Origin of the sequence: Actinocorallia aurantiaca, from assembly GCF_039533685.1 — a bacterium.
Classification (GTDB): domain Bacteria; phylum Actinomycetota; class Actinomycetes; order Streptosporangiales; family Streptosporangiaceae; genus Actinocorallia; species Actinocorallia aurantiaca.
Genome location: NZ_BAAATZ010000033.1, coordinates 18,765 through 33,057, shown reverse-complemented (window position 1 = coordinate 33,057; position 14,293 = coordinate 18,765). Strand labels below are relative to the sequence as shown.

Annotated in this window: 13 protein-coding genes and 1 pseudogene; 8 read left to right on the top strand and 6 right to left on the bottom strand. The window is 72.6% G+C overall.

Annotated features, from left to right (window positions below; genetic code table 11):
* The 5 genes from ABD327_RS32075 to ABD327_RS32055 form a co-directional block, all read left to right on the top strand.
* Nucleotides 1–582: acyl-CoA dehydrogenase family protein (locus ABD327_RS32075; RefSeq protein WP_344456269.1), on the top strand; the 582-nt coding region annotated here is incomplete at its 5' end.
* A 105-nt stretch (nucleotides 583–687) separates the two neighbouring features.
* Nucleotides 688–2,211, top strand: coding sequence for a class I adenylate-forming enzyme family protein (locus tag ABD327_RS32070; RefSeq protein WP_344456267.1), 1,524 nt, complete (start codon nucleotides 688–690; stop codon nucleotides 2,209–2,211).
* A 45-nt stretch (nucleotides 2,212–2,256) separates the two neighbouring features.
* Nucleotides 2,257–3,432, top strand: coding sequence for an acyl-CoA dehydrogenase family protein (locus ABD327_RS32065; RefSeq protein ID WP_344456265.1), 1,176 nt, complete (start codon nucleotides 2,257–2,259; stop codon nucleotides 3,430–3,432).
* A gap of 113 nt (nucleotides 3,433–3,545) precedes the next feature.
* On the top strand, nucleotides 3,546–3,854 hold the full coding sequence (locus tag ABD327_RS32060) for a hypothetical protein (RefSeq protein WP_344456263.1): 309 nt from the start codon (nucleotides 3,546–3,548) through the stop codon (nucleotides 3,852–3,854).
* Between the two features lie 33 nt (nucleotides 3,855–3,887).
* Nucleotides 3,888–5,345: a class I adenylate-forming enzyme family protein gene (locus ABD327_RS32055; RefSeq protein ID WP_344456262.1), complete on the top strand. Its 1,458-nt coding sequence runs from the start codon at nucleotides 3,888–3,890 to the stop codon at nucleotides 5,343–5,345.
* 20 nt (nucleotides 5,346–5,365) lie between these two features.
* Here the strand turns inward: ABD327_RS32055 and ABD327_RS32050 are convergent.
* Nucleotides 5,366–5,602 (bottom strand): annotated as a pseudogene (locus tag ABD327_RS32050) (AMP-binding protein); the annotation flags it as partial.
* Between the two features lie 11 nt (nucleotides 5,603–5,613).
* Nucleotides 5,614–6,849, bottom strand: a complete 1,236-nt coding sequence (locus tag ABD327_RS32045) for an FAS1-like dehydratase domain-containing protein (RefSeq protein WP_344456260.1) — start codon at nucleotides 6,847–6,849, stop codon at nucleotides 5,614–5,616.
* A gap of 72 nt (nucleotides 6,850–6,921) precedes the next feature.
* On the opposite strand from ABD327_RS32045, the gene ABD327_RS32040 reads away from it, so the two are divergent.
* Both ABD327_RS32040 and ABD327_RS32035 read left to right on the top strand, forming a co-directional pair.
* Nucleotides 6,922–7,902: an LLM class flavin-dependent oxidoreductase gene (locus ABD327_RS32040; protein ID WP_344456258.1), complete on the top strand. Its 981-nt coding sequence runs from the start codon at nucleotides 6,922–6,924 to the stop codon at nucleotides 7,900–7,902.
* A gap of 103 nt (nucleotides 7,903–8,005) precedes the next feature.
* Complete coding sequence (locus tag ABD327_RS32035; RefSeq protein WP_344456256.1) at nucleotides 8,006–9,037, top strand: acyl-CoA dehydrogenase family protein; 1,032 nt, start codon at nucleotides 8,006–8,008, stop codon at nucleotides 9,035–9,037.
* An 8-nt stretch (nucleotides 9,038–9,045) separates the two neighbouring features.
* Here ABD327_RS32035 and ABD327_RS32030 read toward each other — a convergent pair whose 3' ends face one another.
* Both ABD327_RS32030 and ABD327_RS32025 read right to left on the bottom strand, forming a co-directional pair.
* The gene (locus ABD327_RS32030) at nucleotides 9,046–9,819 is read right to left on the bottom strand and encodes an enoyl-CoA hydratase/isomerase family protein (RefSeq protein ID WP_344456253.1); all 774 of its coding nucleotides are present in this window, start codon (nucleotides 9,817–9,819) and stop codon (nucleotides 9,046–9,048) included.
* Nucleotides 9,820–9,981: 162 nt separating this feature from the next.
* Nucleotides 9,982–11,124, bottom strand: a complete 1,143-nt coding sequence (locus ABD327_RS32025; RefSeq protein ID WP_344456251.1) for an acyl-CoA dehydrogenase family protein — start codon at nucleotides 11,122–11,124, stop codon at nucleotides 9,982–9,984.
* A gap of 93 nt (nucleotides 11,125–11,217) precedes the next feature.
* On the opposite strand from ABD327_RS32025, the gene ABD327_RS32020 reads away from it, so the two are divergent.
* Complete coding sequence (locus tag ABD327_RS32020) at nucleotides 11,218–11,787, top strand: TetR/AcrR family transcriptional regulator (RefSeq protein WP_344456249.1); 570 nt, start codon at nucleotides 11,218–11,220, stop codon at nucleotides 11,785–11,787.
* Nucleotides 11,788–11,909: 122 nt separating this feature from the next.
* On the opposite strand, the gene ABD327_RS32015 is transcribed toward ABD327_RS32020, so the two are convergent.
* Both ABD327_RS32015 and ABD327_RS32010 read right to left on the bottom strand, forming a co-directional pair.
* Nucleotides 11,910–12,836 carry an SDR family NAD(P)-dependent oxidoreductase gene (locus tag ABD327_RS32015; RefSeq protein ID WP_344456247.1) on the bottom strand — a complete coding sequence of 309 codons (927 nt, stop codon included), beginning with the start codon at nucleotides 12,834–12,836 and terminating at the stop codon, nucleotides 11,910–11,912.
* Nucleotides 12,837–12,881: 45 nt separating this feature from the next.
* A partial coding sequence (locus tag ABD327_RS32010) for a type I polyketide synthase (protein WP_344456245.1) occupies nucleotides 12,882–14,293 on the bottom strand: 1,412 nt, incomplete at its 5' end.

The following is a 14,293-nucleotide window of genomic DNA, read 5'->3' as shown; positions in this document are numbered from 1 at the left end:
GGCCTGCTGATCTTCCTCGCCGCACCCGCCGAGGTCACGCCCGTCGACTCCCTCGACCCCACCCGGCCGCTCGGCACGGCGGTCTTCGACGGCCCGGCCGATCTGCTGGCCGAGGGCGCGGAGGCCCGCACGGTCCTCGGCGCGGGCGAGCGGACCGCGCTGCTCCTGCTCGCCGCCGACGCCGTGGGCGTCGCCGCCGCGGCGACCGGCCTGGCCGTCGAACACGCCAAGACCCGACACCAGTTCGGGCGCGCCATCGGCTCCTTCCAGGCCGTCGCGCACCGGTGCGCGGACATGTTCGTCGCGGTCGAGTCCGCCCGCGCGCTCGTCGCGGCGGCGGCCTCCGCCTGCGACGAGGAGGACCCCGACGCCGGAACCGCCGTCGCCCTGGCGGCCGCCAACGCGCTGGAGGCCGCGGTCACGGCGACCCAGGGCGGCATCCAGGTCCACGGCGGCATGGGCTTCACCTGGGAGCACGCCTCCCACCGCCACCTGCGCCGCGCCAAGGCCGCCGAAGCGCTCATCGCCTTCCCCGACAGGCTGCGTGACCGCGCCGCCACCAGTCTGCTGACCACGAGATGAGGAAACCATGCGCGACAACGGCATCCGCTACGGCCTGCTGACGATGTGCGAGGTCGGCGGCATGGCCGACGCCACCGTCATCGAGCTGCTCTGAGAGGGGACACGTTGTCCGCATCACTCACGGACGACCACCGGCTTCCGGGACGGGTGGCCGCACTCGACGGCACGGCACCGGAGACCCCGGTGATCGAGTTCCGGGACGGCTGGACCGCCTGGGGCGATCTCGTGAAGACGGGCGCCGCCGTGGAGGCCGAGCTGGTCCGGCTCGGCCTCGGCCGGGGCGGCCGGGTGGGCGTCGTCCTGGAGAACCGGCCCGAGTCGGTGGCCGTTCTGCGCCTGATCCTCTCCTCCGAGCGCTGCCTGACCTCCTTCAACCCGCTCCAGCCTCCCGAGCGGCTGTGCGCCGACGTGCTGCGCACCGCCGCGCCGGTGGTCTTCGCCTCGTCCGAGGTGTGGACCCGTCCCGGATTCGCCGAGGCGGTGGCCTCGGCGGGCGGGCTGGGCTTCGGACTCGACGGCGCGACGGTCACGCCGGTGGACCTGCCGCACAGCCCGGAGCCGGGCACGCCCCGGGTGGAGGCGCCCGGTGTCGCGGTCGAGCTCACCACGTCGGGCACGACCGGCACGCCCAAGCGGATTCCGCTGACCTACCGGCAGATCGAGTCGGCTCTCGGCTCCGCGGCCGGTCACATGGCCGCGGGCCGCTCCGAGCGGGCGCCGTTCACCGGAGGGATAGGGCTGCTGACCACGCCGATGGTCCACATCGGAGGGCTGTGGGCGGCGCTCCAGGTCCTGGTGCAGGCGCGCCGGCTGAGCATGCTGGAGCGGTTCACCGTGGACGGCTGGCGGGACATGGTCCGGCGGCACCGGCCCAAGGTGGCGGGCCTGCCACCCACGGCGATCCGCGCGGTCCTCGACGCCGACGTGCCGCCCGAGGACCTCGCGAGCCTCGTCGCGCTCAACGCCGGGGCGGCTCCGCTGCGCCCCGAGCTCGCCGACGCGTTCCAGGAGCGCTACGGCATCGCGATCCTCATCGTGTACGGCGCGACGGAGTTCTCCGGCGGCGTGGCCGGCTGGTCCCTGCGCGACCACCGGACCTGGTGGAAGGAGAAGCGGGGGAGCGTCGGCCGCGCCTTCCCGGGGGTGGAGCTGCGCGTCGTCGGCGACGACGGCTCGCCGCTGGCCACCGGTGAGCAGGGCGTGCTGGAGATCAGGACGCCGCAGGCGGGCGGCGAGGGCGGCTGGACCCGTACCAGCGACCTCGCCCGGATCGACGCCGACGGGTTCGTGTTCCTCGTCGGACGGGCCGACGACACCATCATCCGCGGCGGATTCAAGATCAGGCCGGCCACCGTCGTGGAGGTGCTGGAACGGCACCCCGCGGTGGCCGAGGCGGCGGTCGCGCCGCTGCCCGACGCCCGCCTGGGCCAGGTCCCCGTGGCGGCCTTCGAGACCGCCCGGGGCATGGAGCCGCCCGCGGAGGAGGACCTGCGCGCCTGGTGCCGCCGGGGACTGATGCCTTACGAGGTCCCCACCCGTTTCCTTCCGGTCGAGGCGCTGCCGCGCGGCATCTCGCAGAAGGTCGACAGGGCAGGTCTGCTCGCCCTGTTCCACCCCGACGAGCCTTGAGGGGAAGACCGAGGAACGCGAGATCCCGAATGAGGAGGAGCCGTCATGGATCTGGAAGAGTTCCGCGCCGAGGTCAGGGCGTTCGTCGCCGGGCACGCCCCCGACTTCAAGACCCGTTCGGGAGTGCGCAGCCCGGAGAACGAACAGGAGCTGAAGTCCCTGCTGCGGTGGGTCGCCGACCTGTACGCGGCCGGCCATCTCGGCGGGGACTGGCCCGAGGAGTACGGGGGCGCCGAGGACCACGACCCGATGCGGGACGTGGTGGTCCGGGAGGAGATCGCCCGGGCCCGCGCGCCCATGCCGGCCTCGGGCAGCGAGCTGGCCGCGCACGCGCTCATCGGGTTCGGCACCGACGAGCAGCGCCGCCGGTACCTGCCGTCCATCCGGGAAGGCCGGGAGCTGTGGTGTCAGCTGTTCAGCGAGCCCGGCGCGGGCAGCGACCTGGCCTCGCTGCGGACCGCCGCGGTCCGCGACGGCGACGGGTGGGTGGTCAACGGCCAGAAGGTCTGGACGACCAACGGCCACTGGTCGGACCTGGGCTACCTGCTGGCCCGCACCGACCCCGAGGCGCCGAAGCACAAGGGGATCAGCGCGTTCGCGGTCGACATGCGCGCGGCGGGGATCCAGGTGCGGCCGCTGCGTGAGATGACGGGGACCTCGGACTTCAACGAGGTGTTCTTCGACGACGTGCGGCTGCCCGCCGACGCGGTCATCGGCGCGCCCGGGCAGGGCTGGATGATCGCCAACGCCTCCCTCGCCCAGGAGCGGGCCGGGGTGGGGGCCTCGGTCGTCCAGCTCCAGCTGGCCTGGGAGGACCTGGTCAAGCTCGCCAAGGCAGTCACCATCGGCGGACGGCCGGCCGCGGAGCTGGACGACGTGCGCCAGGAGCTGGCCGGGTTCCGCGCCGAGGTCGACGCCGTCACCATGCTCGCCCGGGTCTCGATGGAGCGTTGGGAGGCCGGGCGGGAGAAGGCCACCGATGCGCCCATGGCCAAGCTCCTGTTCAGCGAGGTCAACCTGCGGCTCGCCGAGTACGCGCTGTCGCTCCTGGGAGGCCGGGGCGTCCTCGTCGAAGGCGACCCGGACGCCTTCGACGAGGGCCGCTGGCAGGACGCCTACCTGTACGCGCGCGCCTACACGATCGCCGGCGGCAGCTCCGAGATCATGCGCAACATCATCTCCGAGAGAGGGCTCGGCCTGCCCCGGGAGCTCCGCGCATGAACCTCTCGGAGCTCGCGGTCCGGCGGGTAGACCGCCATCGAGGGGAGAACCCCGTGAAGCTCATCCCCTCTCAGCCATCCCATCCGCTTCCGCCCGCCCCACGAGGAGGTCCCATGAAACTTCGGGCCGGTCAGCAGCTCGTCAGCGCCGTCGACACCACCAAGATGATCGTCGTCCGGGCACCCGGTGAAGAGGTCACGGTGACCTGCGCCGGAGTCGCCATGCACGAGCCGACGTCGGCCGCGCCGACGGGCGTCGAGGCCGATCCCTCCCAGCTCGGCGGCGTCGTCCTCGGCAAGCGCTACGCCGACGACGCGCTCGGCATCGAACTGCTGTGCGCCAAGGCCGGTTCCGGCACCGTCGCGGTGAACGGGACGCCGCTGGAGATCCAGGGGGCCAAGGCTCTGCCCGCCTCCGACTGACCGCCCCGTCCCCCCACTCCACCGGAGCGTCCGATGAATCTGACGATGCTGCTCGACATGGCCGCCGACGGGTTCGGCGACCGGATCATCGTCGGCGACCGCGAGGCGGGCCTCACCGCCGAGCGCCTGCGGGGCCTGGCGATCGGGGCGGCGCGAACCGTCCTCGACCGGGGCGCCGACGCGATCGTCCACCTGGAGGTCAACGGTCCCGCGTTCCCCGTGGCGATGTTCGCGGCGGCCTACGCGGGGGTTCCCCTCGTCCCCGTCAACTACCGCCTCGGCACGGACCAGCTCACCCTGCTCCTGGCCGGGCACCCGGGGGCCTACCGGATCGGCGGGGACGGCGGCGTGGAAGCCGGGGAGTTCCTGCGGGCCGCGGACACCGCGACCGGTGAACCGCCGGACCCGCTCGACCCGGCGGCCCCGGCCGTGCTGATCTACACCAGCGGCACGACCTCCGCGCCCAAGGGCGTGGTCCTGCGCCACGAGAACCTGGTGTCCTACGTGTTGGGCTCGGTCGAGTTCGCGGCCGCCGGGGCCGACGAGGCCGCGCTCATGAGCGTCCCGCCGTACCACATCGCCGCCGTGTCCAACGTCCTCACGAACCTGTACGCGGGCCGGCGCCTCCTCACCCTTCACTCCTTCGACCCCCGGGAGTGGCTGCGGCTCGTGCGCGACCAGCGGGTGACCAACGCCATGGTCGTGCCGACCATGCTCGCCCGGATCATGGACGATCCCGATCTGGACCGCGCTGTTCCGACCCTGCGGGCACTGGCCTACGGGGGCGCGAAGATGCCGCCGCGCGTCATTGAGAAGGCCCTCTCCGAGTGGCCTCACGTGGACTTCGTCAACGCCTACGGACTCACCGAGACCAGCTCCACCGTCGCGGTCCTCGGCCCCGAGGACCACCGCGAGGCGTTCTCGTCGGCCGACCCGCTGGTCCGGGCCCGCCTGAACTCGGCCGGCACCGTCCTGCCGACGGTCGAGCTGGAGATCCGGGACGAGGAAGGCGTGGTCGTCCCCGCGGGGGTCGCCGGGCGCATCTTCATCCGCGGAGACCAGGTCGCCGGCGAGTACGCGGGCGTCGGCTCGACGGTCGACGCGCGGGGCTTCTTCGACACCCGCGACGCCGGACGCCTGGACGCCGACGGCTACCTCTACGTCGAGGGAAGGATCGACGACACGATCATCCGCGGGGCGGAGAACATCGCTCCGGCGGAGATCGAGGACGTCCTGCTGCGCCACCCGCACGTCGCCGACGCCTGCGTCGTGGGCCTGCCCGACGAGGAGTGGGGCCAGCGCCTGGCGGCGGTGGTCGTGCCGGTCCCGGGCGGCGAGGTCGACCCCGACGAGGTCCGCGCCTACGTGCGCGACCGGCTGCGGTCGTCGAAGACCCCCGACACGATCACCTGCTGGCCGGACCTGCCCCGCACGCCGACCGGCAAGATCCTGCGCCACTCGGTCGTGAACGGGCTCACCAGCACACCCTGAGGACGGCTCGGGACGGCCCCGGTGAGGAGGGCCGCGGCGTAGGCGACGGCGGCCTCGGGGCGGTTGGACAGCTGGACGGCGACGGTGTCTCCGGGACCGATCCCGCGTTCCCGCAGCCCGGCGGCCACGCGGTACGCCGCGGCGAGGGTCTGCCCGACGGCGCCCTCGACGAGGCTCTCGGGGGCGTCGAACACCAGGGGCGGAGCGGAGTTCGCGGCGGCGGCCGCGTGCAGTCTGCCGGCGAGCGTGGTGGTCATCGGATCGGAAGTCACGCGAAGCGCTCGATCTCGTAGGCCAGCAGGCCGGTGAGGTCGTCGGCGGGCGGCGTCGGCAGGGTGACGGCGGCGTCCCGCGTCGGGAGAAGGACGACGGCCTCGCCCGGCGTGGAGACCTCGCCCCGCTGGTTGGTGCACGCCAGCTCGAGGTGGACCTCGTGGCGGCCCTCGGAGGCGACCTTGTCGACGACCCGGCCGGTCACCCAGGTGGCGTCGCCCATGTGGTTGAACTTGCGGTGCTGGCAGGAGAGCTTCCACAGCCAGGCGTCGTCGCCCATCCAGTCGGTGATCGCGTGCGTGAGCCAGGTCTCGCGCATCGCGCCGTAGTCGTAGCTCATCGGGATCCCGAGCTCGCGGGCCCGCTCCGGCTCCCAGTGCAGGCGCTGGACGGTGTCGGGGATGTTCCGCGCGTTGCGCGGGTACAGGCCGGGGACCTTCCTGCGGACCTTTCGGGCGATCCCGAAGGCGCCGGGCGGGGTGAGCTGCATGCCCCAGCCGATGTGCCAGGTCACGATGTCGGTCACGGTGAGCGGGCCCTTCACCCGCGGCTGGATCTCGTCGCCGATCTCGACGTCCTCCCAGTACCGGGGCTCGGCGCCGCGGCGGGTCTCGGCGTCGTAGGCGGCGTCGATCTCGGCGAGCTGCTCGTCGGTGTAGGGGGTGGTGAAGTCGATCGGGTCGGCCTTCTCGGCGTTCGCGGCCGAGGTGTGGCGCTCGGCGTTGATCCAGGTGCCGCTCTGGACGCAGTGGATCTCGCCGCGGCCGTTGGCGAACAGGAAGTCGTGGGTCACGTGGGCGGTGCGCCCGCCGAACTTCGAGGGCTTCTCCTGGACCCCGACCTGGGCCCGGATGACCTTGCAGCGGTCGCCGAGGGTCAGCGGCCGGAACCACTGGAACTCCATGACCGCCTGGTAGGAGCCCAGACCGGCGAACGGGTCGCCCTTGAGCAGCGCCTTCTGCTCCGGCGTCAGCGGCGGCGCGACGTTCTCGCCCATCGTGTACATGAAGTTGGGCGGCGCGATCAGGCCGCCCCACCGCGTCTTCGCGCCGTACTCCGGGTCCGACCACAGCGGATTGGCGTCGCCGTAGCCGTAGGCGAAGTGCCGGGTGCCGTCCGAAGTGACCTCCAGGTTGTGCGGTGTCAGTGGCCTCGCGGGGATGCCGATCCGCCGGCGGGACCGTTCGAACGCCGCGTCGGTCAGGACGCCGAACTCTTCTTCCGTACTCACTGGGCCTCCTCGGGGGGTCTCATGGCAAATAGAGTACAGTTCATTAACTGAGTAAACTATGTTGGAGGATCGATGGAGTTCGGATTGCCCTGGCCGGGCGCGGCGGTCGCCCGTGAGGCTGAGGAGGCGGGCATCACGGCCTTCTGTACCGGTGACTTCGTCGACAACGACGCCTACGAGGTGCTGGCGGACATGGTCGCCAACACTCGGACGGCCCGAGTGGGAACGGGGATCGCCTACGCCTTCGCGCGGACGCCGTACGCCCACGCGAGCGCGGCGCGGACGCTGCACAAGAAGGCGCCCGGGCGGATCTTCCTCGGGCTGGGCTCCGGCGCCTACTCCATCAACCGCGACTGGTTCGGGGTCGAGGCCGACAAGCCGGTGGCCCGCATGCGCGACATCGCGGGAGCGATCCGCGCCTGGCTGCATGCCGAGAACGGGGCCGAGGTCGAGTACGAAGGCCCCTATTACCGGGTGAAAGCCAGGGTTCAGGCCCCCGTTCTCGGTCGACTGGACGTCCCGGTGCTGTTCGCCGCCTTCAACAAGGGCATGGTCGCCGCGGCGGCCGGACACGCCGACGGCCTGATCGGCCACGGGCTGTTCACCGGCCGGTGGTGGAAGGACATCGTGCGTCCGGCCGCGGAGAAGGCGCCCGAAGGCTTCACCGAGCACGGCTGGCTGATCACCGCCATCGACGACGAAGCCCCCGAACGGGCGATCCGCGACGCCCGCCGGATGGTCGGCTTCTACCTGACCGTCAAGACCTACGACCCCTTCGTCGAGCACCACGGCTGGACGGCGGAGGTCGAGCGGCTGCGGAACGCCTTTCGCAAGGGGGACGTCGACGGCATGGCCGCAGCGGTGTCCGACGAGATGCTCGACGCGATCACCGTCTGCGGCACCACCGCCGAGGCCCGCGCCCGGTTCGCCGAGCGGCGGGAGGAGAAGTCCCTGGCACGTGATCTCACGTATCTCGCGCCCCCGGCGTTCCTCACCAGCGACCGCCGCCGCGTCGCCTACGCGCGCAGCAGCCTCGCACTCCTGGAGGCGTGAGACCGCGGGCCGCGTAGAGCGCACCGCCTTCTTGGTAAATGACTTAGAATACTTCGTAATCTATGTTGGGTACGCCCATTGTGGGACGGCAGGGGAGAGACGCATGGCACTCATCGTGAGTGAGGAGCAGGAAGTCCTCGTCGAGGCGGTCCGGGGCTGGCTTGCCGACCGCACCGACCTGGCGCGTCCCCGGGCCGACGAGCCGCACCTGCTCGCCCCCGGCGAACTGGCGTCCGCGGCGGAGCTCGGCCTCATCGGCCTGCTCCGGGAGGACTCCGGCGGCACCCACGCCGATCTCGCCCTGGTCGTCGAGGAGCTGGGCCGCGCCGGTTCGCCCCTCCCGGTCGCCCAGGCCGCCCTGGCCTGCCGCCTGCTCGACGAACCGGGCCTCGATCCCGCCCTGGCGGACCGCCTGGCCGAGGCGGAGACCCTGGTCGTGCCGGCTCTTCCGGATCCCGACGGCGCCCCCGTCTCGGCCGCTGGCGGCGCTGACGGCACGCTCCTGCTGACCGGCCGCGCGCCTTTCGTGGTCGGCGGCGCCACGGCCGGGTACTACCTCGTCGCCGCGGTCCGCGCGGACGGATCGCCCGTGCTGGCCCTGGTCGCCGCCGAAGACTGCGTTCGCACCGCGCGCACCGGGATCGACCTCACCAGGGACCTGGTCTCCGTGGAGCTCGCAGAGGCCCCGGCCGCCGTCTGGAAGGAAGCCGACACCGCCTTCCTCGAGGACGTGACGGCCCTGCACCACGCCGCCGACGCGCTGGGCGCGGCCGACCGGCTGCTGGGCATGACCGTCCGGTACGTCAAGGAGCGGCAGCAGTTCGGACGGGTGATCGGCGGATTCCAGGCGGTCAAGCACCACTGCGCGAACATGGCACTCGACGTCGAGACGGCCCGGGTCGTGGTGCGGGACGCCGCGGAGAACCCGGGGGACCGGGTCAAGGTGGCGTCGGCCGTCTCGTCCGCGAAGGAGGCCTGTTCCCGCGTCGCCGGGACGGCACTGCAGCTCCACGGCGGCATGGGCTTCACCTGGGAACACGACCTGCACCTGTTCCTCCGCCGGATCAAGGCCGACGAACTGCTCGGCGGCACTCCCCGCGCGCACCGCGCCCGGCTCGCGGACCTGACGGTCTGAGCCGGCGGTCAGCGGAGGGTCCACTGCGGCTTCACCGCGGTGGACCGGTCGATCTGCGCCGTGCCGATGGGGTTGCCGATCTGGGTGTAGGAGAGGCCGGTGCGCAGGGCCTGGGTGCGGCCGGTGTCGAGCGACTCCCAGATCGCCCTGACGCTGCCCTGGATCGCGACGGGAGGCTTGGCCGCGATGATCCGCGCGAGTTCGTCGCCGCGCTCCCACAGCTTCTCGCGGGGGAGGATCTCGCTGACCAGCCCGATCTGCAGGGCGCGCTCGGCGGACAGCCGCTCGTCCAGGCCGAGCAGCGTCATGCGGAGCACCTCGCCGAGGGGGATCCGGTGGGAGAGGCCGATCGGCTCGAGCGCGGCGGTGAGCCCGTAGTCGACGTGCGGGTCGAAGAACGTGGCGTCCTCGGAGCAGATGACGATGTCGCCCTCGTTGATCCAGTAGAAGGCTCCGCCCGCCGCCATGCCGTGCACGCAGACGATCACCGGCTTCCACACCCGGTTGAGCTTCGGCGAGAGGCGTTCACCCGGATCCGCCCGCGTCCAGACGTTCGGATGGGTGTCGAGGCCCTCCTTGACGTCGACTCCCGTGCAGAACGCCCGGTCGCCCGCCGCCCGCAGCACGACCACGTGGACGTCGTCGTCCTCGCGCACGGTACGCCAGACCAGCTCGAACTCCTCGCACATGGTCTCGGTGAAGCTGTTCAGCTTCTCCGGCCGGTTGATCGTCACGGTCGCGACGTGGTCGGACACCTCGTAGATCAGGGTGGAGAGCTCCATCGATGCTCCGTTTCGCTGGAAGGGCGGCGATCACTCCCAAGCATATCTAACCTAGTTAACTTTGTTGGGGTGGAAGGGCGGGCGGTCGCATTCGCGATCGACGGAGGGCGGATCGGCACCGGCCCGATCCGTCCGTCCGATCGGTGCCTGCTCTCTACCGGGTCATCGTGCCAAGTGGCGTGAGATGACGAGGCGCTGGATCTGGTTGGTGCCCTCGAAGATCTGCATGACCTTGGCCTCGCGCATGAAGCGCTCGACGGGGAAGTCGCGGGTGTAGCCCGCGCCGCCGAGGACCTGGACGGCGTCGGTGGTGACCTTCATGGCGTTGTCGGTGGCCACCAGTTTGGCGACCGACGCCTGGCGGCCGTAGGGGTGTCCGGCGTCCTTGAAGCGGGCGGCGGACAGGTAGGCGGCGCGGGCGGTGTCGACGGCGACGGCCATGTCGGCGAGCAGGAAGCCCAGGCCCTGGTGGTCGATGATCGCCTTGCCGAACGCCTGGCGTTCCTTGGCGTAGGAGACGGAGTGGTCAAGGGCGCTCTGGGCCAGGCCGGTGGCCACGGCGGCGATGCCGAGGCGGCCGGCGTCCAGTCCGGCGAGGGCGATGGCCAGGCCCTGGCCCTCGGCGCCGATGAGGTGGTCGGCGGGGACGCGGACGCCCTCCAGTCGGACGGTGGCGGTGGTGGAGCCGGTCAGGCCCATCTTCTCTTCGGGCTTGTCGAACTCCAGGCCGGGGGTGTCGGCCGGCACGTAGAAGCAGGAGATGCCGCGGGCACCGTCGTCGCTGGTGCGGGCCATGACGGTGTAGAAGTCGGCCTGTCCGCCGTGGGTCGTCCAGGCCTTGGCGCCGTTGAGGACGTAGGAGTCGCCGTCGCGGACGGCCTTGGCGCGCATGGCGGCGGGGTCGGATCCGGCGTGGGCTTCCGACAGGCAGTAGGCGCCGAGCTGCTCGCCCGAGAGCATGCCGGGCAGCCACCGCTCGCGCTGGGCGTCGGTGCCGAAGGCGAAGAGGGGGAAGCAGGAAAGGGCGTGCACGCTGACGCCCACGCCGACGCTGGCCCAGGCGGAGCCGATCTCCTCGAGTACTTGGAGGTAGATCTCGTACGGCTGGCCGCCGCCGCCGAACTCCTCGGGGTAGGGCAGGGAGAGCAGCCCGGTGCGGCCCAGCAGGGTGAAGACCTCGCGAGGGAAGACCTCGTCGCGCTCCGCCCGGGCGACTCGGGGCAGCAGCTCCTTCTCGCACAGCTCGCGGGTCAGCTTCAGCAGATCCTCGGCCTCGGGACCGGGCAGCAGGCGCACAGCAGGCATCAACACTCCTTTAGTCACCCGAAAGGTACCATAATGGGTACCAGGGAACCGTATCCAGTACTGATCGGGCTGCGAAGCTGGTACCGTCCGAGGATGGAAACGCTCACCAGGGTCCGGTCGCAGCGGCGGGAGAGGCTGATCGAGCGGCTCATCGAGCTCTTTCTCGATCGCGGGTTCGCCGAGCTGGGCGTGGCCGACCTCGCCGCGCTCCTGCGCTGTTCGAAGACCACGCTGTACGCGGTGGCCGGCAGCAAGGAGCAGATCATCGTCACGGTCGTCCGGGCGTTCTTCCGCCGCGCCACCGCCCGTGTCGAGGCGCGGCTCGAGGAGGAGACCGATCCCGGTGGCCGCATCGAGACCTATCTGCGTGCGATCTCCGCCGAGCTGGCGGCGGCCTCCCCGGCGTTCTTCGCCGACCTGACCGCCTTCGCCCCGGCCCGGGAGATCTACCGGAACAACACGCGCATAGCCGCCGCCCGGGTGCGGCAGCTCGTCCTGGAGGCCGCCCCCGGCCAGGACGCGGCCTTCGCCGGAGCGGTGGCGGGCCTGGTCATGGAGGCCATCCACCGCGGCGAGATCAAGGCGAACACCGGCCTGGACGACTCGGCCGCCTACGCCGCCCTGGCCGCCATGATCGTCACTCGGACCGGCCGCGCCCGCTGACGTCGGGGTCCGTATGCGAAGGCGGCGACGGCGAACGGCGACCGACCGACCGGCCGGCTCACGGGCTCGCCCGAAGGGGGAAGGCGACCCAGGAGGTGCGGACCCGGTCGCCTTCCAGGGGATCAGCGGGTCGGGTCGCTCTTGGCCGCCAGCCGCATCAGCCCCGGCGCCAGGCGGGAGACCGCGTAGGCGAACCGGGCCTCCGGCGTGACCGGCTGCAGCGCCCGGTTGCGCCGGACCGCGGTGAGGATCTGCGCGGCCACCTTCTCCGGCCCGTAGTTGCGCCGCGCGTAGGTGCGGGCCGCCTTCTGCCGGGTGCGCCGCTGGTCCTCGGCCGACATCCCGACGAACTGCGAGGACCCGGTGATGTTGGTGTTGACGATGCCGGGGCAGATCGCCGACACCCCGATGCCCAGGTGGGCGAGGTCGGCGCGCATGCACTCGCTGAGCATCAGCACGGCGGCCTTGCTGGTGGCGTAGCCCGCCATCGCCCGCGACGGGGTGAACGCCGCAGACGACGCGGTGTTGACGATGTGCCCCCCGGTGCCGCGATCGGCCATCTGCCGACCGAACAGCAGCGAGCCGTGGATCACGCCCCACAGGTTGACGCCGAGGATCCGGCGCCAGTCCTCGGCGGAGTGCTCCAGGAACGGCCCGGCCATGCCGATGCCGGCGTTGTTGACCACGACGTCGGGGACGCCGTGCTCGGCCTGCACGGTCTCGGCGAACTTCTCCATCGCCTCGGCGTCGGACACGTCGACGGCGTAGGCGTGCCCGGCGGCGCCCTCGGCGCCGGGGCCGGCCAGCTCGACGGTGAGGCGGGCGGAGTCCGGGTCCAGGTCGGCGGCGACGACCGTCGCGCCCTGTTCGGCGAAGGCCAGCGCGGTGGCCCGGCCGATGCCGCTGCCGGCCCCGGTCACCACCACCAGGTCCCCTTCGAAGCCGCGGCGGCCCCGGGCGACCCGGTCGCGGCGCAGTGTTCGGCGTTCGGCCATGGTGAGCTCTCCTTCGAGGATCGAGACGACGTGCTCGCGGACGGCGGACGCCACGAGCCCGGGACGGATGTGCGCGCTCGGCGGGCTTTCGGTCCCGCACTAGAGGCCGAGGTCGGAGTCGATGTACTCCATGAGCTCGGTGACGCTCGCGCCGTCCAGGTCGAAGTCGGCCTCGGTGGTGCGGCGCAGCCGGTGGAGGGCCGCCTCCAGTCGGCCGGTCAGCTCCGCCAGGGCCTCCTCGTCCAGGGAGCCGGCGCTGAGCGTGTCGAGTTCGGCGAGCAGGCCCGCGCCGGCCGTGAACAGGGAGCCGTCCAGGTGGGCGGCGATCGCGGCCGGTGACGGGTGGTCGAACACCAGTGTCGCCGGAAGGGCGAGCCCGGTCGCGGCGGAGAGCCGGTTGCGCAGCTCGACGCCGGTGAGGGAGTCCAGGCCCTGTTCGCCGAGGCCCCGGTCGGGGTCGATGGCGGCGGGGCCGTCGTGGCCGAGGATGTCCGCGAGCCGGGCGCGGACCAGGTCGAGCAGCGCGGCGCGGCGGTCGCCGTCCGCGAGGCCGGACAACCGCCGGACCAGGCCGTCCTCCTGGACGGGGCCGGTGGCGGCGCGCCGCAGCGCGGGCCGGACCAGGCCGCGCAGCAGATGCGGCACCGGGCGGGACGCCGCCGCCGCGCGCAGCGCCTCCAGTTCCAGCCGTGCCGGGACGAGCAGCGGCCGGTCCGTGGCGAGCGCCCGGTCGAGGAGGCCGAGGGCCTCGGTCCCGGAGAGCGCCCCCATGCCGTTGCGGGCCATGCGCCGCAGGTCGGCGGCCGAGAGGCGGCCGCCCATCCCGGTCTCCTCCGCCCACAGCCCCCACGCGAGGGACGTCGCGGGCAGTCCCAGGCTCCGCCGGTGGACGGCGAGGGCGTCGAGGAAGCCGTTGGCGGCGGCGTAGTTCGCCTGCCCGGGGCCGCCGAGGATGCCGGAGGCCGAGGAGAACAGGACGAACGCCGCGGGCCGGTGGTCCAGGGTCAGCTCGTGCAGGTGGAGCGCGCCGTGGGCCTTCGCGGCGAAGACCTCGTCGAGCTGGTCCTCGGTCATCGTGGTGACGAGGCCGTCGCGGTTGACGCCCGCCGCGTGGACCACCGCGGTGACCGGGGCGGGAAGGCCCTCGACGAGCCGGGCGACGGCGGCGCGGTCGGCGACGTCGCAGGCGATGATCTCGGCTTCGGCGCCGAGTTCCCGCAGGTCGGCGAGCAGCTCGGCGGAGCCTTCGGCGGCCGGGCCGCGCCTGCCGACCAGGACGAGGCGGCCGACGTCGGGGCGGGCGGCCAGGTGCCGGGCGACGACCCCGCCCAGGCCGCCGGTGGCGCCGGTGATGAGGACGGTCCCGGCGGGGTCGAGAGCCGGGACGTCCGGGGTGTCCGAGACGTCCGGGGCGGCGGCGCGGGTGAGGCGGGGGCGCAGCAGGACGCCGTCACGGACCGCGAGCTGGGGTTCGCCGGCCTCGACGCCCGCGGCGACGGGCGCCGGGTGGG

Coding starts and splice junctions, on each gene's coding strand:
- ABD327_RS32025 (WP_344456251.1), bottom strand. CDS start 11,124: ATGCCTGCTGTGCGCCTGCTGCCCGGTCCCGAGGCCGAGGATCTGCTG.
- ABD327_RS32020 (WP_344456249.1), top strand. CDS start 11,218: ATGGAAACGCTCACCAGGGTCCGGTCGCAGCGGCGGGAGAGGCTGATC.
- ABD327_RS32040 (WP_344456258.1), top strand. CDS start 6,922: ATGGAGTTCGGATTGCCCTGGCCGGGCGCGGCGGTCGCCCGTGAGGCT.
- ABD327_RS32030 (WP_344456253.1), bottom strand. CDS start 9,819: ATGGAGCTCTCCACCCTGATCTACGAGGTGTCCGACCACGTCGCGACC.
- ABD327_RS32060 (WP_344456263.1), top strand. CDS start 3,546: ATGAAACTTCGGGCCGGTCAGCAGCTCGTCAGCGCCGTCGACACCACC.
- ABD327_RS32065 (WP_344456265.1), top strand. CDS start 2,257: ATGGATCTGGAAGAGTTCCGCGCCGAGGTCAGGGCGTTCGTCGCCGGG.
- ABD327_RS32055 (WP_344456262.1), top strand. CDS start 3,888: ATGAATCTGACGATGCTGCTCGACATGGCCGCCGACGGGTTCGGCGAC.
- ABD327_RS32035 (WP_344456256.1), top strand. CDS start 8,006: ATGGCACTCATCGTGAGTGAGGAGCAGGAAGTCCTCGTCGAGGCGGTC.